We start from the raw sequence: 26,636 nt of genomic DNA, 5'->3' as shown, positions 1-26,636 counted from the left end.
TTGTGGGGGCGTTACGGTTTCGACGGGGAGCTGTGACGACAGGGGTAGCGAGCCGAGATCCCGCCGACCTCGTTAAACGGTGGAACGCACGATAAGTGCCAACAACGAGTACGCTTACGCTGCGTAATTAACGCGGCCGTCCAATCCGGGCTTAACCTGGGAGGCCGGTGCGGGCGTCAACTAAACCAGGATGCTCCCGCCCCGATTCTCGGAGGGGCGGGCTAAGACCATCGAGATAGCCTCGTGGGGAGCCGGCGTGAGAGCGCCTCCGGGGTGAAGTCAAATCCCACGCTACGCTCGTAGAAGCTCCTCGAGTTGCCTCTTCGGACGCGGGTTCGACTCCCGCCGCCTCCACCAGCTGTTTTATAATCCCGCTGCTCGCGGGAGTGTCACCTCCTCGGGGTTGGACATATGATATCGTGACTGCAGGAGAGCCTGCAGATCACGGTTTGCCGGTGGTGGCAGTCCGAGGGGGGTAAGAAGCATGGCGGAGATCACCAAGCCCAAGGGCAACTGGTTCGATGGCGGCTGGTGGTGGATCATCATCCTCATAGCTATCATCCTTATTCCGTTGTTCTTCATATTCTTCCTGTTCCCGCTCGGCGGCTGAGCCAGCTCGTGAACGAGCTTGTGGTTCATACACAGCTCGCAGCGTAGCGAGGGCCGAAGCGTACAGGGGATCGCACGAGGTCCCGAGTGATCTGCCCGCGGGAAGCTTCCTTGCACACGCATGCGCACACGGACAGGAGCCCCGGCCCAACCAAGCGGCCGGGCTCCTGCTCTTCGTCGGCCGTTTCGGACCGCACTTTCACACATTCACGCATGTCTACATTCACACACGTCCGGATGCCGGGCACGCCCGCACCCCCGCCACCTTCCCGCCCACCCGCCCGCGCACGGCCGCCGCGGCCGCTCGCGCCCGCACGGCTGCCCACACTCTCAGCGCTCAGCGTGCACGGCCGCGTGCCCGCCGCGTGGCCGTCGCCTGCTCGCCGCGCGTTCGCCACGCGCTCGCCCGCTGAATGCCTCACTCCGCTCGGCGAGCGCCGGGTTGGCGCGCGCAGGCGCTTGCCTGAGTGAGTGCGCCGCACCGCTGCGCCGTCCCCGCGTCCCCCCGTCCCCCCGTGCCCCTGTCCCCTCGTCCGTAGCCCTTCATTTTCTCTGTGAGTAGTCGTATAATCGAACTGGTAGCGATTGGTTGAGTCCGCTGCTTCGGACGGCGTGGCGACACGCGATGGGTGGCGACACACGATGGTGTGACGGCACATGGAGGTGTTGATATGGGGGAGAGAGGACTGGAGGCGCGGGCCAAAACGCGTCTGGAGAAAGACCTCCTCGGCACGCGCGAGGTTCCGGAGGATGCATATTACGGGATTCAGACCCTTCGAAGTGCGGAGAACTTTCAAATCACCGGGATCAGGATGCATCCCGCTCTGGTGACATCATTCGCAGTGGTCAAGAAGGCGGCAGCGCTTGCGAATATGCGGATGGGGTATCTGAGGGAGGAGATCGCGCGGGCCATCGTTCAGGCGGCTGACGAGGTGATAGCGGGCGGCCTCCGGGACCAGTTCATCGTGGACGTCATACAGGGCGGGGCCGGGACGTCCATGAACATGAACGTGAACGAGGTCCTCGCGAACAGGGCCATCGAGATCCTCGGGGGCAGGAAGGGCCAGTATGAAATGGTCCACCCGCTGAACCACGTCAACATGTCGCAGTCCACGAACGACGTGTTCCCGACCGCCGCGAAGCTCGCCATGCTTCAGCAAGTGCATCCGGCAATCAAGGCACTGAACAGGCTGGTCCACGCGCTCCGCGAGAAATCCGAGGAATTCAGGGACGTCATCAAAATGGGTCGGACTCACCTGCAGGACGCCGTCCCGATCACCCTGGGCCAGGAGTTCGGGGCGTACGCAGGAGCGGTCAAGCGCGACTTGGAACGCATAGCCAGGAGCGCTGACGGGTTGCTTGCGATCAACATGGGCGCGACGGCCGTGGGGACAGGTTTGAACGCCGACCCAGAGTACATGAGGCTCGTCGTGGAGGAGCTCGAGAACATAACGGGATACGCCCTTCGCCTCGCGGAGAACCTCGTGGACGCCACTCAGAACGTGGACTTGTTCACGGACGTCTCGTCCTCGGTCAAGATGTGCGCGATCACGCTTTCGAAGATCGCCAACGACTTGAGGCTGCTCGCTTCGGGTCCATTCGCGGGCCTTAAGGAGATAAACCTTCCGCCCGTTCAGCCCGGGTCCTCCATCATGCCGGGCAAGGTGAACCCTGTCATCGCCGAGGCCGTGAACCAGGCGGCGTTCCAGATCATCGGAAACGACGTGACTATTATGCTCGCTGCTCAAGCGGGTCAACTCGAGCTCAACGTGTTCGAGCCGGTGTTGGTGTTCAACCTGCTGCAATCGATAGACATCCTCAACAACGCCGTGAACATGTTCGTGGACAAGTGTGTTACAGGGATAACGGCGAACGAGGACAGGTGCCGGGCGGTTGTCGAGAACAACGTGGGAATCCTTACGGCGCTGAACCCTTATCTGAGCTACGACACGGTTTCCGCGATCGCTAAGGAGGCTCTGATGTCGGGAAAACCTGTGAGGGACCTCGTGCTACAGACCGGTCTTCTGACCGAGGAGGAGCTGGGCCTCATTCTGAGCCCAGAGCAGATGACCCGTCCGGGAATCGCGGGGGCGAGCAAGCTCCGCGAGAAACTGCTCGCCTTCAACCGGAAGCAGGCGACGACGGGCAGCCCAGCAGCGTCGTCATGCAGTGACGAGGGGCATGAGAGCTGCTCGGGGGAGGAGGCCGGGTCACGGTGAGACGCCCGGCGCCGCCGTACGCCCGGCTATCCCGGCTACCGGCGTCCCGACGTCTCGCGCGTTGGCAGAGGCTTTGTCGCGTTGCCGCCCTATGTCATCTAGTACCTCGGGTATGGTCAGGAAGCGGTATCCCTGGTCCTTGAGGGTCTGGATTATCTCAGGCAACGCCTCGAGCGTGCCGGTGAGGTCTTCCTGCGGCCCTCCAGACGAATGATGCAGGATTATGACCCCACTCTTAAGGGCGGGCACGACGTTCTGGATGATTTGTTCCTTTGAGAGCCCCCACCAGTCCAGGGAGTCGATGGTCCACAGGACCACCTTGAAGCCCTCCCGCCTGATCGCTTCAACGGCTGGCGGGTCCAGTGCCCCATACGGCGGCCGCACCGCAGTCGGCGCCTGGCCAGCGAGGCGGTCGAACACGTCCTGCGCTTTCCGCAGATCCAGCAGGACTTGCCAGGGAGCCATGCGCGAGAGGTTCGAATGGAAGTAGGTGTGGTTTCCGATGGCGTGGCCTTCCCTGACGATGCGCGCGACTACCTCCGGGTACTTCTCGGCGGCCTGTCCGATTAGAAAGAACGTGGCTCGCACGCCGTGCTTGGCCAAGATGTCCAGGATCTTCGGTGTATAGGTGTCGTCCGGTCCGTCATCGAACGTTATGGCTACGGATGGAGTCTCGGGAGACCACTGTCTCACTACGATGTCGGGGAAGAGCTTCACGAGGTCTTGCGGTTCGGGTGTTCTGTTTTCCTTCTCTGACCCATCAGTGAACCGCGGAAGAGCGGCCTCTCCCAGTAGCCTCGACTGCAGTATGGTGTCGAAGGCCCTCGGGCTCGCCACCATGATCGCAAGCGCAAGGAATACCCCGACAAGGAGATAGGCGACGTTCCTCAGAGCAGGCACCCCCTCACTGTATTGACACAGCATTGACACGGTTATTATCCCCCGCCTATTGCGTCCCGCCACACTCGCCCCGACCCCAGCTCCTCGTTGAGGGACGTTGACCCGGTCGTGCGCGGGTTGTGAGAGGAGGTGCACGGGTACAGGCAAGCCGGGCGTGCATGCGCGCTTGCGCTGCCCTGACTCGCAACGGGCGTGCGTGAGGGGACACGTGTCAAGGTGCGTGTGTGAGGTGCTTGGAACTCGCCAAGGAGCACTTCGATCCCAGCCCGGCATTCACCGGTGAACGCCGGGCACCCCGCTTTACTTCTTTACTTGACCGCTTTACTTGACCGCGAAATCTCGGCCGAGCAACCTCGTGGCGTTCAGGATGGCGATCAAGGCCACGCCCACGTCGGCAAACACGGCTTCCCACATAGTGGCAACGCCTACCACGCCGAGCAGTACGAAAGCCGTCTTCACACTGAGCGCAAAGGCGATGTTCTGGAGGACGACGGCTCTCGTGCCCCGCGCGATGCGAACGGCCACAACCAGCTTGGAAGGCTCGTCGTTCATGATGACGACGTCCGCGGCCTCGACGGCTGCGTCTCTCCCGAGGCCGCCCATGGCGATCCCGACGTCGGCTCGCGCGATGACGGGTGCATCGTTGATGCCGTCGCCCACGAACGCGAGCTTCTGGCGGCGCGGCCTGGTCGCTTCCAGTGAGATCTCCTCGAGCCTGGCCACTTTCTCCTCCGGGAGCAACTCCGAGAAGTACGCATCCACTCCGGTGAGCTTGGCGACAGCCCTTGCCGTGGATTCGTCGTCCCCCGTGAGCATGACCGTCTTCTTCACTCCCAGCTCTCTGAGGCCGGCCACGGCCAGCGCCGCGTCAGGCCTCAATTCGTCGGAGATCACGATGTAGCCCGCGAAGACCCTGTTCACCGCTACATAAACGGCGGTTCCTTCGAGATCACACGAATCGTGGTCGATGTTCTCCATGTGCATGAGCCGGTCGTTCCCGGCGAGGATCTCTCGGCCATCGACGGAAGCCTGCACGCCATGCCCTGAGATCTCACGGTAATCTCGCACGAGGTGGGTTTGCACCGGTTTGCCGTACGCCTCGAGAATGGACTTGGCTATGGGGTGGGCGGAGTTGGCCTCTGCCATCGCCGCGACTTCGAGGAGCTCGTCCCTGGAATAGCCGTTGCGGACGGACACCTCGGTGACGCGAAACACCCCCTTCGTGAGAGTCCCGGTCTTGTCGAACGCTACGGTGTGGAGCGAAGCAAGGGCATCCAAGTAGTTCGCCCCTTTGACGAGGATGCCGTGGCGCGAGGCGCTGCCTATGCCACCGAAATAACCCAGCGGGATCGAGATGACAAGCGCGCACGGGCACGAGATGACCAGCAGCACCAGGGCACGATACGCCCACGTGCCAAACGTCGCGCCAGGGAGGACGAGCGGCGGAACAAGCGCCACCCCGAGGGCCGCCAGCGTGATCGCCGGGGTGTAGTAACGCGCAAACTTGGTGATGAACCGCTCGGTCGGGGATTTGCGCACGGCCGCGTTTTCGACGAGACTCAGGATCCTTGATACGGCGGATTCCGCGGCTCTCCGGCGTACACGGACCTCGAGCGTGCCGTCCTGGTTCACCATGCCGGCGAGGACTTCTTTCCCAGGCCCAACGCTGATGGGCGTGGGCTCCCCCGTGAGAGCGGATGCGTCCACGAACGACGAACCTGCCACGACATCGCCGTCGAGCGGGATGCGCTCTCCGGGCCAGACCATCACCACCTGACCGACTTCGACCTCCTCCGGACGGACGAGCCTAGCCTCATCCCCGGTCTTGAGACGGGCGACATCGGGTCTGATATCGAGGAGAGCTCCGATGGCCCGGCGCGACCGGTCGAGGGCGGCGTCCTGAAGGAGCTCGCCCACGGCATAAAAAAGCATAACCGCCACGGCCTCAGGCAGTTGGTGGATGACGATGGCCCCGATGGTCGCCACGGTCATGAGGAATGTTTCGTCGAGGAACTCGCCTCGCACGAGGTTCCGCACGGCGGAGCGGACCACCTTTGTACCCACGAGGACGTACGCCGAAAGGAAGATGGGGTACTCCACAATCCGGTACACGCTATGGCGAAGCGCGTGTTGGGCGACGAGGCCGGCGATGAAGAGCACGCCTGCGAGCACGGTCATCGCAAGCTCTTTTCTCACAGCCGCGGCGCGTCCGTCCTCCGCGGACCTCCCGTCCGCACGCTCTCTTTGCGCCTTGGCGGCGGCCTGCGCGGGCCCTCGTGCCTCCATCCTGGTCCGCTGAGTCTGCTGACCGTGCGGCTCATCGCGCCTGGCGCCGTCCTGGTGGTTGCGTTCCATAGAATCGTGTTTCCGATGAAGGGTAGCGCGATCTTTTGGCGACATAGTCAGCTCTGGCATGCCGAGTACCATCCTCTCTTTGCCGCGCCGGCTCTTACAAGTGGCCCGCGACATGCGCGGACCGCCCGCCATCACCTGTCTTCCGCGAAGTGCTCCTGGGCTTGCCGGATCATGTTCACGATGTGCTCGTCGTCGAGAGAATACCGTACGGCCTTGCCGTCACGACGGTATTTCACCAGATGCAGCGCCCTCAGGAGCCTGAGGTGATGGGATACAGCGGGAACGCTCATGTCAAGGATCTGGGCGAGATTGCATACGCAAAGCTCTTGCAGTGACAGCAGGTAAAGGATCTTGGTGCGGGTCTCGTCGCCCAGCGCCTTGAATATCTCGGAGAGGCCAGCCACCTCAATGAGTCTGTCCTTGAGCTTGGCGGCCTCGTCGCCCGAGGGCGTGAACTCGTCGCAGACATCGCTCGCTTGCATGGTTTTGCCTCCATCTTGAGTATGGGAAAGTAATAAGCAATTGTTTAATAGTAATATATCTTATGCTGTCCACGACGTCAATGGTGCGGGATGCAAATCATGGGTTTTTTAGGGGAACTGCCCACATGTTCTTGGCAGGGCAAGGCATGTGCAGTATACTGTTTAGTGCTACGTAAGATCGGTAGCACGAAACATACGAAAGGGGGGAATACCGGTGGATTTCCGAGGCGAGCCTCGCAGCGTCTGTGACGAGGCCGGTTCCGTTCTATGCGTTGACGACATTGAGATGCTTCTTGCGCGTATAGAGCACCTCATGCGCACTCAAGGCAAGGCAGAGCTGGCGAACCTTGGGGTGACGAGAGACCAGTTCCATGCGTTGCTCGCGCTGTGTAGGGGCGAGCTCACTATGGGCGAGTTGAGCGAGCGGCTCGGCGTGAGTTGCAGCACCGTCACCGACCTCGTCGATCGCATGGAGCGAGCGGCGCTTGCGGAGCGGGTCCGTGACGAAGCCGACCGGAGAGTCGTGCGCGTGAGGATCACGGATGGGGGCAGGACCGTTCTCACCAGGGTCCGGGAGAGACGGAGGAGGTACCTGGGGCGCGTGCTCGCGTCCATGACAGAGGAGGAGCAGTCTAGCCTTCGTGATCTCTTGGCGAGGGTATACTCGCTTCTAGCCTACCAGCCCGAATCCTGATTTTCCTTCCAATTTGTTGCCAGCCCCCGGCCTACGCTGCCCGCACGCTCGTCGCTTCTGCCTCGCCGGCGCCGGGCGACGAAGCTGGACCCAACGCGGGACGTAATGTAGGACGTGATGTGGGACGTGATGTTGGCGTGATGAAGGTGAGAAATCGGTATGAGTGACGTGGAAGATGTCGAATTACGGGCCGCGCCCGTTCCGCAGCTCGACTCAGCCGCGGCGGTGAGGCGGCGCGTGTTCGATCTCGCTGGGCCGGCCCTCGTGGAGACGCTCTTGGTCACCTTCGTCGGAATGGCGGACATGATAATGGTGGGCAGGATAGGGCCAGCAGCCATCGCCGCCGTAGGGCTCACAAACCAACCGGTACTGTTCGCAACGGGCGTGTTCGTCGCCCTCAATGTCGGAACCACGGCGGTCATCGCCCGCGCCGTCGGAGCCGACGAAAGATCGCTGGCCAATGACGCCTTGCAACAGAGCTTCATACTGACCACCATTATGGGGATAATCGTCAGTGTCCTAGGCGTCGTGTCGGCGCGGAGTGTGATGGTTTTGATGGGCGCCGAGGAGGACGTGATCCCTCTCGGCGTTGCATACATGCAGATAGTCGCGGCCGGCGCGATCTTCATGCTTCTGACCATGAGCATCGCCGCTGCACTCCGCGGAGCGGGCGACACGAAGACACCGATGAAGGTGAATGCGCTATGCAACATCTTGAACATTATCGGGAACTACCTTTTGATATACGGGAAGTTCGGTTTCCCGAGGATGGGGGTAGCGGGCGCAGCGCTTTCCACAAGTATATCCCGGGCCATCGCACTTGTCCTCATCCTTCGCGTGGTGACCGGGGGCAGGTTCGTTCTGCACCTGACAGGCCCTGCGAGGTTCGATTTCCCGCTCATTCGGCGCATCGTCAATATCGGGGTTCCGGCCGCTGTTGAGCAGCTCATCCTCAGAGGAGGGCAGCTGGTCTACCTGAGAGTCGTTGCGGGTTTTGGGACGGCGGTCGTGGCTGCCCACCAGATCGGCATGAACATTCTGAGCCTCTCGTTCACGCCCGGGCAGGCGTTCGCGGTAGCGGCAACGACCCTGGTCGGCCAGGGTCTGGGCGCTGGGAGGCCGGACCTTGCCGAGAAAGGGGCGCTCGAGACCCGCCGCCTCGGCACGATGGTTTCCGGATTCATGGCGCTGGTTTTCATTTTCTTCGGGAGGTACATCGCGTTGATGTACTCCAATGACCTCGCGGTCGTGGCGAAAGCCGCCGTGGTCCTGCGCATAGTAGGGCTCGTGCAGCCCGCGCAATCCAGCCAGTTCATCCTTGCGGGGGGGCTCCGCGGGGCTGGCGACACGAAGTGGCCGCTATATGCCACGGCCGTTGGAATCTGGGGCTTCAGGGTCTTGGTGGGATACTTGCTCGCGGTGGTCCTCGACATGGAGCTCATTGGCGCCTGGGTTGCGATGGCTATCGACCAAATAGTGCGTGCCGCGATCATCACGTCCCGGTTCCGCAGTGGAAAGTGGAAGCTTCTCAGGGCATGAAGGAGCCCTGGGGTAGCGTGGAGTCCTTGCAGGTGAGTGTGGGGTCAATGAGGAAGGGAAACCACATGACGGCTTGACAACGCCGCGACGGGAAGCGTAATCTGAAATGGGAACAAAGTCCTAAATGACGGCAGGCGCGGCCGACATGATTAGGCTTCGTGCGCAGGGCTCTCTGCTGACGACCCTCGGCCTGGGGGCTCGGGCACGCTCTCCTTGCTTCTCTTCGCTTAGCTGCCTATGTAATGGCTCGCTGGAGGAGATGATGAAGATGGACGCTGACCCTAGGAGTATGAACGCAACCGTCAAGATCAACGTCAAGGTCAACCTCCGCGGCGCGGTGCGCGCGGCACAGCGTTTTGCGCGGTGTCCGTCTTCGTCGTTGCCCGGCAGAGGCTAGGCATGGTGAGTCATGCGCCCCCGGTCTCGTTCGGAGGACGGACCGGGGGCGCTTTGCGTGTTGGACTCGGTGTGCGTGGCGGTGCCCGTTCTCGCTTCGGCACGCCCTCCAAGAGGGCACGCACGCACGTGTCATCCGTTTCCCTTCCCTCGGCCCTGTCGATTGGCTACGGGCATTCTCAAAGCGCGTTGCGCGAGCGCTTGCGGGTTGACCTGTCAGGAAGGACGCTGCAAAGGAGGGAATGCCGTTGGCCGTCGAGCTTACGGGCAAGGTTGAGGACTTTCTTGCCAAGAAGGACTACGTGGGTCTCAAGCGCACACTCGAAAAGCACCATCCTTCCGAGATCGCGAGAGTCTTGGAGGAGCTGCAGCCCGGGCCCACCGGGCTCGTGTTCAGGCTGCTGCCGAAGGACCTCGCCGTCGAGGTCTTCGATTTCATGGACGTCGATGGGAAACAGGTGCTCCTGCGGTCGTTGAGCGGGGACATGGTGGCGACCCTGCTCAATGAGATGAGCCCGGATGACCGCACTGAGCTCTTTGAGGAGCTTCCCGCGAAGGTCGTCAAGAAGTACTTGTCGCTCCTGTCGGAGAAAGAGCGGCATGTGGCCAACATGCTCCTGGGCTACAAGGAAGAATCGGCGGGGCGGCTCATGACCACTGACTTCGTTGACCTGAAGGAAACCCAGACGGTCGACGAGGCTCTTGCACATGTGCGAAAGACCGCGCCGGACAAGGAGACCATCTACCACCTGTACGTGATATCCCGCGACAGGCGGCTGGTGGGCGAGCTTTCGCTGAAAGACCTCATGTTGGCTCCGGGAGACAGGCTCGTCCGCGAGATAATGCACCCGGAGGTCGTGCGGGTCTCTACCGACACCGACCAGGAGGAGGTCGCGCGCATCTTCGAGGACTACGGATTCATAGCCGTTCCCGTTGTGGACAGCGAGGACCGCCTTGTCGGGATCATCACCCACGATGACATCCTCGACGTTGTGAGAGATGAGGATACCGAAGACATCCACATAATGGCCGGTCTGGGCGCGCCTGAAGAAGAGTACTTCAGGATGAACCTGCTCGACAACGTGAAGAAGCGCGTGGGTTGGCTCGCGTTCCTCATTCTCCTTGAGAGCTTCTCCAGTAATATCCTCAAGGTCTATTCGGCGTCCATCGAGGCCGTGGTGGCGCTCGCGTTTTTCATACCCACGCTCATCGATACCGGTGGCAACACCGGCACCCAGTCGGCCACGCTTGTCATCCGCGGCATAGCGACGGGCGAGATAACCTTGGGGCAAGGGCTGAGAGTGCTTGTCAGGGAGTGCGGCACCGGGCTGGTACTTGGGCTCCTCTTGGGCGTGTTTGCCTACGCCAGGGCGTACCTCACACAGGCCGACGTCCGGGTAGCCTTTGTCGTTGGGCTGGCGCTGTTCGTCGTGATAGTCGTGTCCAACGTGGTGGGCGCGCTTCTCCCCTTTGCGGCGAAACACCTCGGCGCGGATCCGGCGGTCATGGCAGGGCCGTTCATCACGACCATCGTTGACATCGTCGGCCTCATCGTGTACTTCGAGATCGCACGCCTTGTGCTCGGCATAGGCGGCTGAACACAAGGGGCGGCTGAGCACGGTGCGATGGCATACCTGAGCTGTGCCACAATATGGCAACGCGGCCCAGCTTTGCTGCACACGACCGGCCCAGCGCCAGTCAAGGCCGATGGATTCCATTGCGGAGTACGGTTCACGCCGCAGGCGCGCCGTCCCCAGAGGACAACATGTCAAGGACGGCACAACCCGGCAACCCTGGGTGGGACTTGCGCGCCTGCAGCGCCGAGCTGCCACGAGTCATGCCGTGCGGTCCTCCTGAGCGAGCCTCTGCATCATCGAGATGAGCCTCGCGATCTCATCCTGCGTCGCCGCGAGGGCGCGAGGATCCGGCGAGGCTTCTCTGCGGTCGAGCGACCTCAGGAGCGCGTCGTAAGCTCTCTCCAGGTTCTCTCTGGTCGCCTTCAGGGCCGCAGGTTGTGCGTGCTCGGCGGCCTTCTCGGCAGGCCTGACCGTCGTCTGCCCGCTTGCGAGGTCCACGGTGTCGCCTCTTTCAGGGACGCCGACCCAGGTGTTTAGGGCTGTTCTCAACACGGCGGCGAACTGTTCGGCCGCCTCTTCCTCTCCATGCACCACGAATACCTTGCGTGGCTTGGTCCGAAAGCTCTTCACCCAGTAAAGCAGGGCGTCGCGATCCGCGTGAGCAGAGTAGCCGTCAATTGACTCTATGGACGCTCTCACCGCCACCTCCTCGTTGAATATCTTCACCCTCGTGGCTCCCTCCTGAAGACGGCGGCCAAGCGTTCCCCGGGCTTGGAAGCCGACGAACAGCACGGTGCACTCGGGCCTCCATAGGTTGTGCTTGAGGTGGTGTTTGATCCGGCCGAAGTCGCACATTCCGCTCGCGGAAATGATCACCGCGCCGCTGGAGATCTCATTCAAGGAACGCGATTCCTCGACGGTCTGCACGTACTGGAGCCCCGGGAAGTCGAACGGGTCGCCGCCGGCGTCGATAAGGGCTCTGGTCTCCACGTCGAACTCGTCCCGGTCCCGATACTTGTCGAACACCTCGGTCGCTGACACCGCCATGGGGCTGTCGATGAACACCTTGACCGGGGGAATCTCACGCCTGTAGGCAAGCCTTGCGATATCATACACGACGTCCTGGGTGCGGGCTACGGCAAAGGCAGGTATGATGACGTTTCCGCGCCTTGACCACGTGTCCTGGATGACTTTGCGTAGTTTCTCCATGCTCCCCATGCGGTCTTCGTGAACGCGGTTGCCGTAAGTGGATTCCACCACGAGAAAGTCGGCGTCGGAGACGAACTCCGGGTCCTTGATGATAGGCTGGTTCACGTTGCCGAGGTCACCCGAGAAAACGATCTTCGCCTCCTCTGCTCTGACTGCCGGGGTCGCGGCGGGCTCAGAAAGAGAGGCAGGGCCAGCGCCGGGGTTCGTCTGGTGCAGGTAGACCTCGACTATGGCCGACCCGAGGATGTGCCCGGCGTGGCGGAACCTCACCGTCACGTCCGGGGCCAAGTTGATCATCTGGCCAAACGGGACGGGCTCAAAGTGGGACAAGCTCCGCTCCGCATCGTCCACGGTGTAGAGCGGCTCGAAAGGAACCTCGCCCGCTCTCTTCGCCTTGCGTTGCTGCCAGCCGGCCTCGAGCTCTTGGATGTGAGCGCTGTCGAGGAGCATTATCTTGCAGAGATCGATCGTGGCGGCGCTGGCGTATACCTTTCCTTTGAACCCCTCTCGCACCAAGCGCGGGATAAGGCCGCTGTGATCGATGTGGGCGTGCGTCAGGAGGACGAAGTCGAGCGCCGCCGGGTCGAACGGAAACGCGACGCGGTTGAGCTTCTCGATTTCATTCTCTCCCTGGAACATCCCGCAGTCCACAATGAACCTGGTGTTCCCGGTCTCGATGTAGTGGCATGACCCTGTGACCGTGCGAGTGGCACCGACGAATTTGAGTTGCATTGCCAAGCTGTCTCTCCTTTCTTCGTGCTGGTGTTGGCTCGAGCGCCTCCTCTCCGTGCCGGGTTCCCCCTTCTGCCGTCAAGCGGGGCTTCTGCCATGGTACTTTGCTGTTCAGTCCCAAAAGTCCTGCCGGGTGCAGACGCGCGGTAGTCGGGGGGGACTTTGGCTTCATCGGAAGACGGCCTGAAGTGCAGCATGGCCCGGGGCGGACGCTGCGGACGCTGCGGAGAATAAGGCAGCTCACCACGGCATACCATTTGTCAGGGAACGCGTATCGACGTCAAAGTGCACCGGGGGAGTGCACCGGGGGGTGGCAAGATGCTGCTCGTAAGCCGACGGGCGGTCATCCTGACGGGGGCGCTCGCGACATGCGCCATATTGGGGCTCGGTTTTCTCGCAGGGCTTCTCGCAGGGCGCGGCGTGGAATGGGCCGCGGACCATTACGTCCCTGTGACCGAATCCATCCTGGTGTTGCCCAGGACCACCATGCCCCTGTTCTACGTGAAGACGTCGGAGCCTGCGATCGCCCTGACGTTCGACATCAGCTGGGGCCACGAGACAGCCCCTCGCGTGCTCGAGATCTTGCGCGAGAAAAACGTGAGGGCCACGTTCTTTCTATCCGGCCCGTGGGCCAAGAGGAACGCCGAGATCGTGCGGGAGATCGTGAGCGCAGGCCATGACGTAGGGAGCCACGGGGATGCCCATGTCAACCTGAGCCGCTACGACCGAGACGTAGTAGAGGAGAACATCAAGACCGCCCACGAGGACCTCCTGAGCGCGGCTGGAAGGGTCGCTCCGTTCTTCCGTCCTCCAAATGGGGACTACGACGATGTCGTGGTGGAGAGTGCGAGAGCCTGCGGGTACGAGACAGTCATATGGGCGGTTGATTCGCTCGACTGGAAGAACCCCGGCGTGGATTTCATGGTTGACCGCGTGCTGAAGCAGGCATTCAAGGGCGCCATCATCCTCATGCACGCGAGCGACTCCAGCAAACAGATTCACGAGGCGCTTCCGCGCATAATCGATGGCCTGCGCGAGAAAGGGTACAGATTAGTGCCCCTCTCCGAATTGCTCAAGCTGGGGGAGCCCGGCCGCGACGACCCCAGATGAGGCCGGGATGCCCCGTCCACGCCGCATACTGCTGGTAGGCTGTGGGCCGTGAGGCGGGATCATTGAGCCGGGGAGTACAGACAGAGGATGCCTATATCTGTGTAGCTGGCGGATACCTCCTCAGCAGGGAAGGTTCTAACAATGCGAAAATCAAACCGCCGAAACCCTTTTGATGTCACAACGTTCTCTATGACCGCGTCTGCCACCTTTACCGGGCGTTGACCGCCTATGAATATGACTTCCGCGCGCGTGCCCGGGCCAACCTTGCCGGAGTTTATGTCCACTAGGACGTCGTATGAGATCTCACACGGCCTGTAGGCAAGATGGTACATGCTGCCGGCGCCCAGGGTCCGCAGGTTATCCACGGTCCACTGGATCTTGACCACCATCTGGAGCACTCTCGATTGCGGAATCTCAAGCCGCTCCATGGGAAGCGCCTCCCGCGCCGGCCCTGCCTTCCGATGGTTGCCTTCTTCCGCCCGCGTCCCGAAGGGCAGAGACAAGGTCGAAGTATGAGACGGCGAAGGATTCCCGCTACACGATATGCTCCGCTCGCATACAACGTGAGAGGAGGGGCGTGGCTGCAGGGTACGGGCAAGCGCCGATCTTGCGCATCAACATCGGGCTAGTCGTGTAGTGGTGATGACGCAGCCTTTGCATAATCTATACGCCCGCGCTCCCGGGGAGATACTAGGCAACGAACGGAGACCTACGCATACTCTAGCTTGACGTCTGACGGGAGGATGGACCACTATGGCGTTGGAAACCTTTCGCGCTTCGGTGAGAAGCGCGGGCGAGGGGCTGCTCTGTAAGGCGAACGTTCGGGGTTTCGAGGTGTCAATGGACGAGCCGAAGGAGCTGGGCGGCGGGAACCGGGCGATGAATCCCGTGGAGCTACTGCTTTCGGCTCTCGGGGGCTGCATAACCATATGCGCTGTCGCGTTTGCGCCTGCGTGCGGGGTCAAGCTCGAAGACTTCCGTGTCGACCTCGAGGGCGACTTGGATCCCGACGGCTTCACCGGCAAGCGAAGAGATGTACGGACAGGCTTCCAGCACATCAGATTCAAGATGAACATCAAGTCCAGCTCACCCGAGGAGAACGTCCGCAATCTCGTCGACATGATCAAATCCCGCTGCCCTGTCTCAGACACCCTGCGAGGCGTGCGGGTTGACGGTGACTTCACCGTAACCCGTTGATGTCTAGTAGCTTCAGCACGACGACGAGGCGGCGCCGGTCCGTCCCCGCGTACCAGGTCTTCCTCGGGGGGCGCCGCCTCTCTTTTAACCGGCCGCCATGGTCGCGAGCTGCCCGTGAAGCGTTCGCGTCTGCTGCGCACCGCCTGGCTATACCTTGACCTCGCCCGCTCGATCACGTTTCCGGCCGGGCGCAGTCCGGTCGCCCCCATATTTGGCCCGCTCTGACTACCGGGAAGGAAAGCCGGCCTTTGCGTTTAACTTAGTAAGCAGGAGGTGTCGGGCATGCCTGAGGCTTTTGTCAACGGGGTGAGTATCTATTATGAGACCCACGGGAACGGGTTTCCTCTCGTGCTCATTGCGGGCCTGGGTCACGGAGGTTGGTCCTTTTTCCGGCAGGTGGATGACTTCGCCCGCGATTTCAAGGTGGTCGTGTTCGACAATAGGGGGGTCGGGAGGAGCGCGAGGCCGAAGGAGGGCTATTCCATCAATGTGTTCGCGGAGGACACCTTGGCCCTTCTGAGGGAGATTGGGCTTGAGAAGGCGCACGTCCTCGGAGCCTCCATGGGCGGCTACGTTGCGCAGACGCTCGCCTGGGCACATCCGGAATGCGTGGAAAAGCTCGTGTTGGTGTCGACCATGTTCGGAGGGCCCTCGGCGAAGCCGATGACTCAGACCGCGCTGAACTTCTTCACGTCACGTCCGCAGGGAACGCCGGAGGACATCGTGAGGCAAGGGCTCGCGCTCGCCACTTCCGAGGGATTCGTCGAGCGTAACCCTGAGGTTGTCGCGAAGGTGGCCGAGTTCCAGCTCGCGTGGCCTCAGAACGGCTCCGCATATATCGGGCAGCTCAGCGCATGTGGCGCTTTTCTTGCGGATCCGCAAACCGAATCCCACCTTCGGGAGATTCAGGCGCCCACCCTGGTGGTGGCGGGCAGCGATGACAAGGTGGTCCCGGCCGAGAACGCTATCCTGCTTTCCGAGCGCATTCCTAGATCCCGTGCGGTCATCATGGAGAACGCAGGACACCTTCTCTTTATCGAGAAACCCCAGGAATTCAACGAGCTCGTCAGGAGTTTTCTACTTGAACCATGACAGGGCGGGAGGTGATGGGACGTGCCGGCCGGCGACGTCCTCGTCCGCGCTGGGACTGTGGAGGAGGCCCTCGAGAAGGCTTCGAAAGCTCTTGAGGCAGAGCCTTGCGAGGTCGAGTACGAGGTGGTGAGCGATGCAAGAGGTGCAGGCGGTGAGTCGTCATCCGAAGCGGGAAGGCACGAGGTCCTGGTCAGGGCGCGCAGAAAAGGAAATGTGAACGCCGACGAGCCGTCCGAGCGTTCAGTCGTCCCGGTTGCCGCAGCCAGGGAGATCGCGCCTGCGTCGGTTGAGATCACCGTCAGCGCCGATCGCCTGTCAGCGAGCGCTGTCGTCAGACCGCGGAGAATAGTCCGACCCGTGTTGGGCGAGGAAGACGCCGCGGCCGGGCTCGACTCCGAGGCCCGGTCCGGCGAGGAGGAGGTCTGCGAGAAGACCGTCACCACTGAGGACGTTGAGGAGGCCCTCAAAGCGAAGGGCGTGGTGTTTGGAATCGACATGGAGGCCGTGGAGAGAGCGGTCCTCGATGCCGACGGCCTCCCGCATGTAGTTGCGAGAGGAGTCCCGCCGAAGGAGGGCAAAGACGGCTTCGTTGAACACCTTGTCGAGCTCGAGCCCGTGCCTGTGGTGTGGGAAGAAGCGGAGGACAGGGTGGACTATTGGGAACGTTACAGGTTTCCGTTCGTGCGTGCTGGCGATGTAGTGGCCGTGCTCCACCCGCCGGTCCCAGGCACGCCTGGACGTGCCGTGACCGGTGAGGCGATTCCTCCGCGCGAGGTGAGGGAGTGGAGCCTGCGGGCCGGTGAGGGAGCGGAGCTCTCGGAGGACGGCGCGAAGGTGCTTGCGACGCGGGACGGAAAGCCGGTTTCGTACGGGTCGAGGTACACTCGCATCGAGGTCGCGCCCGTAATAGTGCATGACGGAAACGTGGGGCTAGCGTCGGGCCACCTGAGGTTCAACGGCGACATAGTCGTGCGGGGCGACGTGCTTGAGGCCGCCCGCGTGGAGGGCCGCGGCAGTGTCACCGTCCTCGGCCACGCTGCGGGTGCGATGATCACTGCGGGTGAGGGAATAAGGGTCAAGGGGTCCGTCGTCAATTGCCGCCTCCGAGCAGGTGGAATGAAAGGTCTTGCAAGCCGTCTTGCCCCTCTTCTGGAGGCTGTCCGGCGTGCGCTGGGCCAGCTCGAGGTCGTGCTTCAGGTCGTGCTGCAGGCGGCGGCGAGCTCGCCGGAGCGGGACGGGGTGGTCGCTTCCGAACGACAACAGACGCGAGGAGGGCACGGGCGGCCGGGGCTCGCCCCGGCTCGCAGTCTGGTCGGTCAGAGGCTGCGCGAGCTCGATAGGCTTGCGGCCTCAATCAAGGAGGTCATGGGCGGTGCCGGGGTCGAACTCCCGAAGGCGACCGCGGAGGCGGCCGACTTGATTGCCAAGGTTGCCAAGTCCATGTCGTCCCTGGATCTGCCTGGGGCACCGTTTCAGGACCACCTGAGCGCCTTGAGGGCGGGCGTCGAGGCGATCGCAGACTGGGTCGAGAAGGCGCCGAGCACCAGCGGGGGGATCGTGGTGGGGTACGCCCAGAACAGCGTGATGGAATCGGGCGGGGACATACTGGTCGCCGAAAAGGGCTGTTACAACTGTAACCTCAGCGCGGCGGAAGGGGTGCGGGTGAAGGGCAATGTCCGAGGGGGCGAGATATATGCGGCCCAGAGGGTACAAGTGGGCAGCGTAGGCACTCCAGGCCAGTGGCCCTGTTCGTCGGTGATCAAGGTGGCCGCGAGCGGCCAGATCAGAGCCGGCGTTGTGTATCCTGGCACGACGTTCCAGGTTGGCGGCGACAGCTTCGTGTTCGAATCAACCCGTTTTGACGTCAAGGCTTTCCTCGACGACGAGGGAGTCCTGGTTATCAGGTGAGAAAGGGGATGGAGGACCCCATGGCCCGCGAGGCTCCCATAGTTCGGACGAAATTCGTGCCACCGGTGCCGCGCAAGCAGTTTCTGAAGAGACCGAGGCTGGCTCGGGTTTTCGAGGGAATAGTGCTCCATCCTATCACCATTCTCCAAGCGGGGCCTGGTTACGGGAAGAGCACCGGGCTCGCCACGTACCTCGCGGATCATCGTGTCCCGTGTTTCTGGTACACGGTGGGGGAAACGGATTCCGATCCCCACGCTTTCGTTCTGCACGTGGTCTGGGCCATTCGCACGGCGCGCCCATCGGTGGGAGGCCGAGCCCTAGCTTTGCTAGAGGGCGACCACGACCGGTCCACACGGTTTGCCGCGGTCGACTCCCTCGTCAACGACGTGCTCGACCACGTCACCGATGACTCGGTGCTCGTTGTAGACGACTACCATCTGGTCTCGAACGCTCCGGAGATCGATGGGCTGGTGGAGCACCTCGTGGATGAGATGCCTCCCAAGCTCCACTTGGTCCTCTCCACGAGGAAGAGGCCGGCTTTTGTGTCCGTGGCGAGATGGCGCGTGAAGGGTGAGCTCCTGGAGATCAGCGAGAAAGACCTCGCGTTCACGGGCGATGAGATAGAGGCGCTCTTCCAAGGGCCGTATGGTTGGGCGATCTCCCGCGAGCAGGTGGAAGTGCTGTCGGAGCGCACTGAGGGCTGGATCATCGCGTTGGAGATGATATGGCACGGCCTTAGACAGGGCATGGCTCTGGAGGACCTTCTCGCGGGCCCACCTGGCACTTTGCAGGGCGTATTCGAGTACCTTGCCGCCGAGGTCCTGGCCAAGCAGGATGATGACGTGAAAGAGTTCCTGATGGATGCGGCGGTTCTCGAAGAGCTGGTCCCCGACGCGTGCGATCACATTTCGGACAGGAAGGATAGCGCGCGGATCATCGAGCGGCTCGAGGCTGACGGCCTGTTCGTGTACGCTGCGGGCGCGGGTACATACAGGTTCCACCATCTCTTCAGGGAGTTCTTGCGGGGACTCGCGCGCCGGGATCGCGAGCGATGGCAGAACGGGAACCGTAAGGCGGCGCAGTTCTACCTGAGCTCCGGGAGGCCTTCCCTCGCCGTCGGACACTTCCTCGCCGCAGGTGATTACGAGAGTGCGGCGAGCGTGCTTTCCGGGATAGCGCCGGACCTCGTGCAGCGCGGCATGTTCGACGCTCTGGTGGGCTGGATCGGCGAACTGCCCGGGCCCGTGCTGGAGGCCCATCCCGACCTCATTCTTCGGAGGGCTGACGTTCACCGCCTTACGAGCAACTACGACGACGCGGTCGCGTGGTACAGTGTGGCCAACGAGATATTCGAAAGAAGAGGCGACAGGATCGGGAGAAGCAGGGCCCTCAAGGGGAAAGCGATGGTATACCTTGACACGGTTCAGCCTGCCAAGAGTGAAGCTCTGCTCAAGGAAGCTTTGCGGATGCTCCCGCCGGACGACACCTGGGAACGAGCGAATCTCCTCAGGATGATGGCAGAGAACAAGACTAACCAGGGACAGCTCTCGGCCGCTGTAAAGTACGCGCAGGCTGCTGAACGGCTCATCCACCATGCAATAGAAGACGAGCTCGATATAAGGGTCCAGCTTAGGACGGGCAGGCTCTCCGCCGCTCTTGAGTCGCTCAAGCGTAAGGCGAGCGAGGAGAGAGCAGACGGCCTGAGGCCCCCTCGGTCTCACAGGGAGACTCAGCTGCTGCTTTCGCTGATCTATTCATTGATTGGCGAGGGCGAGCTCGCCACCAAGTGTGCTGAGGCCGGGATCCAGCTCGGGCGGGATCTCAAGGCGCCGTTCGTGGAGGCGGTGGGATACATGCGGCTCGGCCACGCAAGGCAGGTGGCGCCCGCGGTGTTCGCCTCCGCTCCGCTTCACGCACCCGTCGCCGGGCCCGCCTCGGGATCCAGCCTGGACGCCGAAACCTGCTACAGGCGGGCTCTAGACATTGTGGACAGCATCAAGGTCGCGCGGGGCCGGGCCGAGCCTCTCATGGGTCTCGCGCTCCTGCGAGCGTCGTCAGGCGAGGCAGCTGAGGGCGAACGCCTGGCCGGCGAGGCGCTCGACATATGCAGGGCTGCCGGGGATGAATGGCTCGCCGGGTTCGTCCAGCTCGGCGTGGGTGCTGGGTTGGCTTCGGGCGGTGAAGACGACCGGGCTGCACACTGGCTGGAGGCTGCAAAGAGGACGTTCGATGAGTGCGGCGACGCATACTGCAGCACCGTCTGCGACCTGTGGCGCACCGTGCTTGCGTTGAGGCGGCGGGATGAGAGGGCGCTCGGAGAGAGCCTCGAGACCCTTATCGAGTCGGTGCATACCCATAGTTATGAGTTCCTGTTCACCCGCAGGACACTTTTCGGTCCCAGGGATCTCGGCGTCCTGGCGCCTGTGCTGATAGAGGCAAGACACCGCGGAGTGGACCGCGACTACGTGACGTGGTTACGCGACGCGACGGGTCTGCTCAACGTCGATTTCCACCCAGGGTACACCCTCCACGTGCGAACGCTCGGGCCTTTCAGAGTCTACCGCGGGAGACAGGAGATCTCCTCGCGCGAGTGGCAGCGCGAAAAGGCGAAGACCCTGTTTCAGCTGCTTATCGTGCATAGGAAGGGCTTCCTCCACAAGGACCAGATCCTCGAGATGCTCTGGCCCGAGCTCGAGCCGGACGTTGCCTCCGCGCATTTCAAGGTCGTGCTCAACGCGATGTTGAATGCGATCGAGCCCGGCAGGCCCGCGCGCCTGGCACCGTTTTACGTTCGCCGCGAGGGGCCGCTTTACGGCCTGAATCCCCTCTCCGGGTACTGGGTCGATGCAGACGAGTTCGAGAGCCTCGTGGCGAAAGCGACCAAATTGGAGCCGGCCGATCGCAGAGGCGCTTGCGAGCTCTTGCGCAGCGCGCTCCACCTTTACCAGGGTGATTTCCTGCAAGACTGCTTGTATGAGGATTGGGCCAGCGTAGAGCGGGAAAGGCTCTTTGCCACGTACCTGCGGGCGGCACAGAGGTTCGCGGAGCTCTTGCTCGACCAGGGTGAGATCGACGAGTGCATCCACGTTTGCGACGAGATCCTCGCAAAGGACCCGTGCTGGGAGGAGGCATACAGGCTGCTCATGAGATGCTATCTCTCCAGGCGCAACCGGGCAATGGCCGTCCGAACCTACGAGAGATGCGCCGCCGCGCTTCGCGCCGAGATGGGTGTGTACCCTGCGCCTGAGACCGCAAGACTGCTGGAAAAGGCCAGACTCCTTTCCGCCTTCTGACCGCGCCCTTCAAGCCGGGCCGAAGCTTGTTGCCGACTGCCCCTCCCCTTCAAACGTCGTCGCGACCCAGAGGGCGCTTTGTTCGTAGCAATTTGGCTCGCGAGATAGCGAAATTCCTCACGCCCCGTCGTGCAAGCACCGGCAACAGGCAACCCTGGCGCCATCAACAAAGGAGACGAAGACTTATGGCGCCGCACTCAGGACGAGGACGCGCGTTTCTCGCTTGGGAACAAGGCCCGGAACAGGCAGCGGCAGCATCGTTTGCGGGGAGTCACTGTTGAGAATGGCTGCCCGCAACACTTCAATACCTCCTGTAACACCTCTGTAACCGCTCTGTAACGGCTCGCGATACGATAAAAGCGATTCCTGTGCAATTGAACTCGACCGCATGACACGGGCGAATGCCGGGCGACCAGGGCCCTCGCTGGCGGATTGAGCGGAAGGCGAACGAGCTTTCGTCTCTTTTCTCAAAGGCGTTAAGGTTGACGGTGCTTGCGCGGTGGAGCGCCTGCCCTGCCACCGGCCTGACTGGCTGGGTTCTCGCGGAGCGCGCTCCGCTCGGGGCGCCGTCCCAGGGGCAACACAGGCAACCGGGCAACTGCTGGCAATAACGCGAAAGGTGACGCACGAGGCTGTTGGACTTCCCCACTAACTGCCAACCCGGGCAGCCTCGGCGACCGACGGCTTCGCGGACTTCAACTGGGCGAGATGGCATAATGTGGGAAGAACCAACGGTCTCGCGCAACCCCACTAAGGCAGCGGTGAAAGCTATCACAAGAGGAGGCGGCTACTGGTGAGGCTGAAGGACAAAGTTGCGATCATCACGGGGTCGGGGAGGGGCCTGGGCAAAGAAGCGGCGCTGCTCTTTGCCAGGGAGGGCGCCAAGGTAGTCGTGTGTGACGTAAACGAGGAGTGGGCGAAGTCAACGGCGCGCGAGATTCAGGAGGCCGGCGGGGTTGCCATCGCGGTTTACGTCGACGTTACGTCCCCCGAGAGCGTGAAGGCCATGGTTGACGAGACCCTCAAGGAGTTCGGCCGGATCGACGTTCTGGTGAACAACGCCGGTGTCACGGCGGATGCCCTCCTCGTGAAGATGACCGACGAGCAGTGGGACAAGGTCATCAACGTGAATCTCAAGGGTGTATTCAACTGTACGAGGGCCGTCGCTCCGGTCATGATAGGGCAGGGTCGCGGCAAGATCGTCAACACGTCCTCAGTGGTGGGCATATATGGAAACATCGGCCAGACCAACTACATAGCCTCAAAGGCTGCGATCATCGGGATGACGCGGGGCTGGGCCAAGGAGCTCGGGCGCAAGGGCATCAACGTCAACGCCGTCGCTCCCGGCTTCACCATGACCGACATGATGGCCACGGTGCCCGAGAAGATCCTCGCGTCCATAAAGGAGAAGACCCCCCTCGGGAGGCTTGGAGCACCGAAGGACATCGCGTACGCATACTTGTACCTCGCCTCCGACGAGGCGGATTTCGTGAACGGGGCGGTCCTGCAGGTTGACGGCGGCCTCGTGCTCTGACCTCTTTGTGCGGGAGGGATCGCGTTGAACCCGAAGGAGCTCTACCGAGAGAAACTCATCACCATCGAAGAAGCGGTCGCGAAGGTGAAGTCGGGTCAGTCCATAGTGGTCGCCATGGCCGCGGCGGAGCCGCCGGGCCTTCTCGGGGCGATCTCGTCTCGAAAGGACGAGCTCGAGAACGTAAGGATCATGTCCTGCCTTCTCATGAGGGACTATGACTTCCTGAAGCCCGAGATGAAGGGCCATTTCCTCAATGAGGCTTGGTACTATGGCCCTCATTCATATAGGGCTCACCCCGCGGGGACCGTGACGTTCATGCCGAACCACCTGCACGAGTGCGCTCTCAAGAAACGAGACATAGACCCGCCCGACATCTTCTGGGGCACCGCCACGCCCATGGACAAGAACGGGTATATGTCCCTCTCTCTGAGCCTTACCTACGAGAAGCCCCTCATCGAGGTGGCGAAAATGGTTGTGCTCGAGATCAACGAGAACCTCCCACGCACGCTCGGCGACACCCAGATACACATCTCCCAGGTAGATTACGTGGTGGAGAACACGGTGCCCCTGCCCGAGGTCGAGCCGATCGTGCCCACTGAAGTGGAAATGGAGATCGGCAGAAACGTCGCCAGCCTCATCGAGGATGGCAGCACGATCCAGCTGGGCATTGGCGGGATTCCCAATGCCATTGCGAAGTGCCTCGAAGGGAAGCACGACCTCGGGGTGCACACCGAGATGCTCACCGACGGCATGGTGGACCTCTTCGACGCGGGCGTCATAACCGGGCGTCGGAAGACGCTCTGGCCGGGAAAGATGGTAGGCTGCTTCGCCATGGGGACGAGGAAGCTGTACGACTTCATCGATGACAACCTCGGCGTCGAGCTCCATGGCGGGTACGTCACCAACGACCCGTACGTCATCGCCAAGAACTACAAGATGGTGAGCATCAACACGACGATGCAGGTGGATCTCACCGGTCAGGCGAACTCTGAAACCATAGGCACGAAGCAATACAGCGGCACCGGCGGCGCGATGAATACCTGCATGGGGGCGCAGATGTCGCCAGGAGGAAAGTCCATCCTCGCGCTAAGGTCAACTGCGAAGAACGGCACGATTTCCACGATAGTGCCGTGCTTCAAGGATGGTCAGGTGGTATCTGTCCACCGGGCGGATGTGGACTACGTCGTTACCGAGTACGGCATTGCCAGGCTCAAGGCCAAGAACATCAGGCAGCGAGTGGAGGCTCTCATAAGCATCGCCCATCCTGACTTCCGAGAATGGCTCAGATCGGAGGCCAAGGCGCTTCAGTACATCTAGCGGCAACGGCACGCCGCGTCTGGAGGGAATTCAAATGAAACGATGCGCCACCATCATTGGCACCGGACAGTATCTTCCCGAGATCGAGGTCACGAACGACGCCATGGCCGAGCAGATCGAAAAGGCCTCGCCGGGCCTAGGCGTCGTGATCGGCAAGTTTCAGAAGAGCTCAGGGATAAAGCGGCGCTGGTACGCCCCGCGGGATTGGGCTACGTCGGATTTGGCGGTCAGGGCGGCTCAGGCTGCTCTGGAGAATGCTGGCGTGAAGCCCGAGCAACTTGACATGATCATCGTCGGGACCGACAGCCCTGATTACATAACGCCAGCTACATCGGTCGTGGTCCAGCACAAGTTGGGAGCGCCAAACGCTGGCACATTCGACATCGGTTGCGCCTGCGCGTCGTTTCCGACAGGCGTGGCGATCGGTGCGAGCCTGCTCGAGTCGAACTCGTGGATGAATTACGTCCTGGTCATAGGGGCCTACATGATGAGCAAGCTCGCCGACCCCACCGATGTGACGTCCTTCTTCTATGGAGACGGGGCTGGGGCGGCCGTGCTCGGCGTGGATTCTAAGCCTGGCTTCATCACTTCGGCCTATCTCGCGGACGGCTCATACCACAAGCACTGGGGCATCTATTCAGGAGGCACCTTCGAGCCGGCCAGCGTGGAGTCGGTGCAGGCGGGCCGCACGAAGGTGCGGCTCACACAGGCCTATCCGCCGGAGGTCAACCACGAAGGCTGGCCCAAGATCGTGCGGAGCCTCGCAGAGCGGGGCGGCTTCTCGATTCAGGACATCGACATGGCCATCTTCACGCAGGTGCGGCTGCCATCGATATTCCTCGTCATGGAGACGTTGGGCCTCCCAATCGAGAAGACCCACTGGATCATGGAGGAGTACGGATACACCGGCTCCGCCTGCATTCCTATGTGCTTCGACGATGCCATAAGAAAAGGCAAGATCAAGTCGGGCGACCTCGTGGTGCTCGTGGGGTCAGGTGTTGGTTACAACCAGGCGGGTGTTGCGCTCCACATGAAGTGATGTCTGGCGAGAAAGCGATCTCTGGCGAGGCAGTGTCATCCATCTGTAAAGGAGGGCGCACTGTGAGGCAGGCTGTGATCGTCAGCGCGGTCAGGACGGCGATAGGAACTTTCGGTGGGACCTTGGCCGAGGTCCCCGCGTGGGAGCTTGGCGCGGTGGTCATCGAGGAGGCGCTCAGGCGCGCGCGCGTTGCACCCTCGGACGTCGACGAGGTCATAATGGGCAACATCCTGCAGGCGGGACAAGGCCAGAATCCGGCGAGACAGGCCGCGATCAAGGCCGGAGTGCCCGTCGAGGTCCCTTCGATGACCATCAACAAGGTGTGCGGCTCCGGCCTCAAGGCTGTCATCCTCGCCGCGCAGGCCGTGATGCTCGGCGATGCGGACGTCGTCGTGGCCGGCGGCATGGAGAACATGAACCAGGCCCCTTACCTGCTTACGCGAGCAAGGACAGGGTACCGCATGGGCCATGGCGAGCTTACCGACAGCATGATAAGGGATGGCCTGTGGTGCGCCATCACCGATGTGCACATGGGGGTCACCGCGGAGAACCTCGCCGAGAAATACGGCATCTCCAGGCGCGAACAGGACGAGTTCGCGTTGCGCAGCCAAGAGAGGGCCCAGAGAGCCATCACAGAGGGACGGTTTGACGAAGAGATCGTCCCGGTGGAGGTCCGGGCGAGGAAGGGCGAGGTCGTGAGGTTCGCCCGCGACGAACACCCGCGCTTCGGAACCACCATCGAGAAGCTGGCTGCCCTGCGGCCCGCCTTCAAGAAAGACGGTACCGTGACCGCAGGAAACGCCTCCGGCATCAACGACGGTGCAGCCGCCGTCGTGGTGATGTCGCAAGAGGAAGCGGTGTCTCGCGGCCTCGAGCCGATGGCGACCATCGTAAGCTACGCGTCGGTGGGTGTCGAGCCGTCGGAGATGGGGCTGGGACCTGTGCCAGCCACGCGAAAGGCGCTCGCCAAAGCTGGGCTCGTCCTCGATCAGATCGACCTCATCGAGGCGAACGAGGCTTTCGCCGCGCAGTCCCTGGCAGTTGGTCGGGAGCTCGGCTGGGATCCGGAGAAGGTCAACGTGAACGGCGGTGCGATTGCGTTAGGGCATCCGATAGGCGCGAGCGGTGCCAGGATCCTGGTGACTTTGCTTCATGAGATGAAGAGGACGGCCGCGCGGCTTGGCCTCGCCACCCTTTGCGTGGGCGGCGGCATGGGACTGGCAGCTGTGGTCCGGCGGGGTGCCAACGTCGCCATGTGATCCTTCGCGGCGACCGCGACCGGCACGTGGCGACCGACACGCCCCCGGGTCCCGTTCGGGGCACCGGGGCACGCCGCGCGGCGGCCGGCGCGTGGTCGATGTCCGAGCCCGAGGGCGGCACCACTGCTGCTGCGGCATCTTGCGTGGCCCAACATATGAGAGTAGGAGAGCGCAC

At 62.3% G+C, this 26,636-nt stretch carries 19 protein-coding genes and 1 other RNA gene; 15 read left to right on the top strand and 5 right to left on the bottom strand.

Features of this window, described 5'->3' with window-relative positions:
* Positions 1–4: 4 nt before the first annotated feature.
* Both ssrA and aspA read left to right on the top strand, forming a co-directional pair.
* Positions 5–357, top strand: a transfer-messenger RNA (tmRNA) gene (gene ssrA, locus GX515_06160).
* Between the two features lie 923 nt (positions 358–1,280).
* On the top strand, positions 1,281–2,828 hold the full coding sequence (gene aspA / locus GX515_06155) for an aspartate ammonia-lyase (GenBank protein ID HHY32601.1): 1,548 nt from the start codon (positions 1,281–1,283) through the stop codon (positions 2,826–2,828).
* Here aspA and GX515_06150 read toward each other — a convergent pair.
* From GX515_06150 to GX515_06140, 3 genes are all read right to left on the bottom strand, one after another.
* The gene (locus tag GX515_06150; protein HHY32600.1) at positions 2,820–3,758 is read right to left on the bottom strand and encodes a polysaccharide deacetylase family protein; all 939 of its coding nucleotides are present in this window, start codon (positions 3,756–3,758) and stop codon (positions 2,820–2,822) included. The genes aspA and GX515_06150 overlap by 9 nt on opposite strands.
* A 291-nt stretch (positions 3,759–4,049) precedes the next feature.
* Positions 4,050–6,143, bottom strand: coding sequence for a cadmium-translocating P-type ATPase (gene cadA, locus GX515_06145; protein ID HHY32599.1), 2,094 nt, complete (start codon positions 6,141–6,143; stop codon positions 4,050–4,052).
* 71 nt (positions 6,144–6,214) lie between these two features.
* Positions 6,215–6,565, bottom strand: a complete 351-nt coding sequence (locus GX515_06140) for a winged helix-turn-helix transcriptional regulator (protein HHY32598.1) — start codon at positions 6,563–6,565, stop codon at positions 6,215–6,217.
* Positions 6,566–6,779: 214 nt separating this feature from the next.
* Between GX515_06140 and GX515_06135 the strand changes: the two genes are divergently transcribed.
* The 4 genes from GX515_06135 to mgtE all read left to right on the top strand — a co-directional run bounded on the left by GX515_06135 (position 6,780) and on the right by mgtE (position 10,792).
* The gene (locus tag GX515_06135; GenBank protein ID HHY32597.1) at positions 6,780–7,259 is read left to right on the top strand and encodes a MarR family transcriptional regulator; all 480 of its coding nucleotides are present in this window, start codon (positions 6,780–6,782) and stop codon (positions 7,257–7,259) included.
* Between the two features lie 159 nt (positions 7,260–7,418).
* Positions 7,419–8,798, top strand: coding sequence for an MATE family efflux transporter (locus GX515_06130; GenBank protein HHY32596.1), 1,380 nt, complete (start codon positions 7,419–7,421; stop codon positions 8,796–8,798).
* Positions 8,799–9,057: 259 nt separating this feature from the next.
* The gene (locus GX515_06125; protein ID HHY32595.1) at positions 9,058–9,195 is read left to right on the top strand and encodes a hypothetical protein; all 138 of its coding nucleotides are present in this window, start codon (positions 9,058–9,060) and stop codon (positions 9,193–9,195) included.
* Between the two features lie 247 nt (positions 9,196–9,442).
* Entirely contained in the window at positions 9,443–10,792 is a 1,350-nt protein-coding gene (mgtE, locus tag GX515_06120; GenBank protein HHY32594.1) for a magnesium transporter, read from the top strand.
* 237 nt (positions 10,793–11,029) lie between these two features.
* On the opposite strand, the gene GX515_06115 is transcribed toward mgtE, so the two are convergent.
* A complete protein-coding gene (locus GX515_06115) occupies positions 11,030–12,712 on the bottom strand; it encodes an MBL fold metallo-hydrolase (GenBank protein ID HHY32593.1) in 1,683 nt (560 codons plus the stop codon).
* 318 nt (positions 12,713–13,030) lie between these two features.
* Here GX515_06115 and GX515_06110 point away from each other — a divergent pair, with 318 nt between their 5' ends.
* A complete protein-coding gene (locus tag GX515_06110) occupies positions 13,031–13,822 on the top strand; it encodes a polysaccharide deacetylase family protein (GenBank protein HHY32592.1) in 792 nt (263 codons plus the stop codon).
* A gap of 59 nt (positions 13,823–13,881) precedes the next feature.
* Here the strand turns inward: GX515_06110 and GX515_06105 are convergent, their stop codons facing one another.
* A complete protein-coding gene (locus tag GX515_06105) occupies positions 13,882–14,250 on the bottom strand; it encodes a hypothetical protein (protein ID HHY32591.1) in 369 nt (122 codons plus the stop codon).
* 325 nt (positions 14,251–14,575) lie between these two features.
* Between GX515_06105 and GX515_06100 the strand changes: the two genes are divergently transcribed.
* From GX515_06100 to GX515_06065, 8 genes are all read left to right on the top strand, one after another.
* Positions 14,576–15,019 carry an OsmC family protein gene (locus tag GX515_06100; protein HHY32590.1) on the top strand — a complete coding sequence of 148 codons (444 nt, stop codon included), beginning with the start codon at positions 14,576–14,578 and terminating at the stop codon, positions 15,017–15,019.
* A 282-nt stretch (positions 15,020–15,301) separates the two neighbouring features.
* A complete protein-coding gene (locus GX515_06095) occupies positions 15,302–16,111 on the top strand; it encodes an alpha/beta hydrolase (GenBank protein HHY32589.1) in 810 nt (269 codons plus the stop codon).
* Between the two features lie 21 nt (positions 16,112–16,132).
* Positions 16,133–18,019, top strand: a complete 1,887-nt coding sequence (locus tag GX515_06090; protein HHY32588.1) for a DUF342 domain-containing protein — start codon at positions 16,133–16,135, stop codon at positions 18,017–18,019.
* The gene (locus GX515_06085) at positions 18,016–21,312 is read left to right on the top strand and encodes a hypothetical protein (protein ID HHY32587.1); all 3,297 of its coding nucleotides are present in this window, start codon (positions 18,016–18,018) and stop codon (positions 21,310–21,312) included. Before GX515_06090 ends, GX515_06085 begins: the two co-directional genes overlap by 4 nt.
* 793 nt (positions 21,313–22,105) lie before the next feature.
* Entirely contained in the window at positions 22,106–22,846 is a 741-nt protein-coding gene (fabG, locus tag GX515_06080) for a 3-oxoacyl-ACP reductase FabG (GenBank protein ID HHY32586.1), read from the top strand.
* A gap of 24 nt (positions 22,847–22,870) precedes the next feature.
* Positions 22,871–24,163 carry an acetyl-CoA hydrolase/transferase family protein gene (locus GX515_06075; GenBank protein HHY32585.1) on the top strand — a complete coding sequence of 431 codons (1,293 nt, stop codon included), beginning with the start codon at positions 22,871–22,873 and terminating at the stop codon, positions 24,161–24,163.
* A 34-nt stretch (positions 24,164–24,197) separates the two neighbouring features.
* The gene (locus GX515_06070) at positions 24,198–25,202 is read left to right on the top strand and encodes a ketoacyl-ACP synthase III (protein HHY32584.1); all 1,005 of its coding nucleotides are present in this window, start codon (positions 24,198–24,200) and stop codon (positions 25,200–25,202) included.
* A gap of 62 nt (positions 25,203–25,264) precedes the next feature.
* The gene (locus tag GX515_06065; protein ID HHY32583.1) at positions 25,265–26,461 is read left to right on the top strand and encodes an acetyl-CoA C-acetyltransferase; all 1,197 of its coding nucleotides are present in this window, start codon (positions 25,265–25,267) and stop codon (positions 26,459–26,461) included.
* Positions 26,462–26,636: the final 175 nt, after the last annotated feature.

It is taken from the genome of Bacillota bacterium, assembly GCA_012842395.1.
GTDB lineage: Bacteria > Bacillota > SHA-98 > UBA4971 > UBA4971 > UBA6256.
The sequence above is the reverse complement of the archived record's forward strand: the minus strand, read 5'-3'. Positions and strand labels throughout refer to the sequence as shown.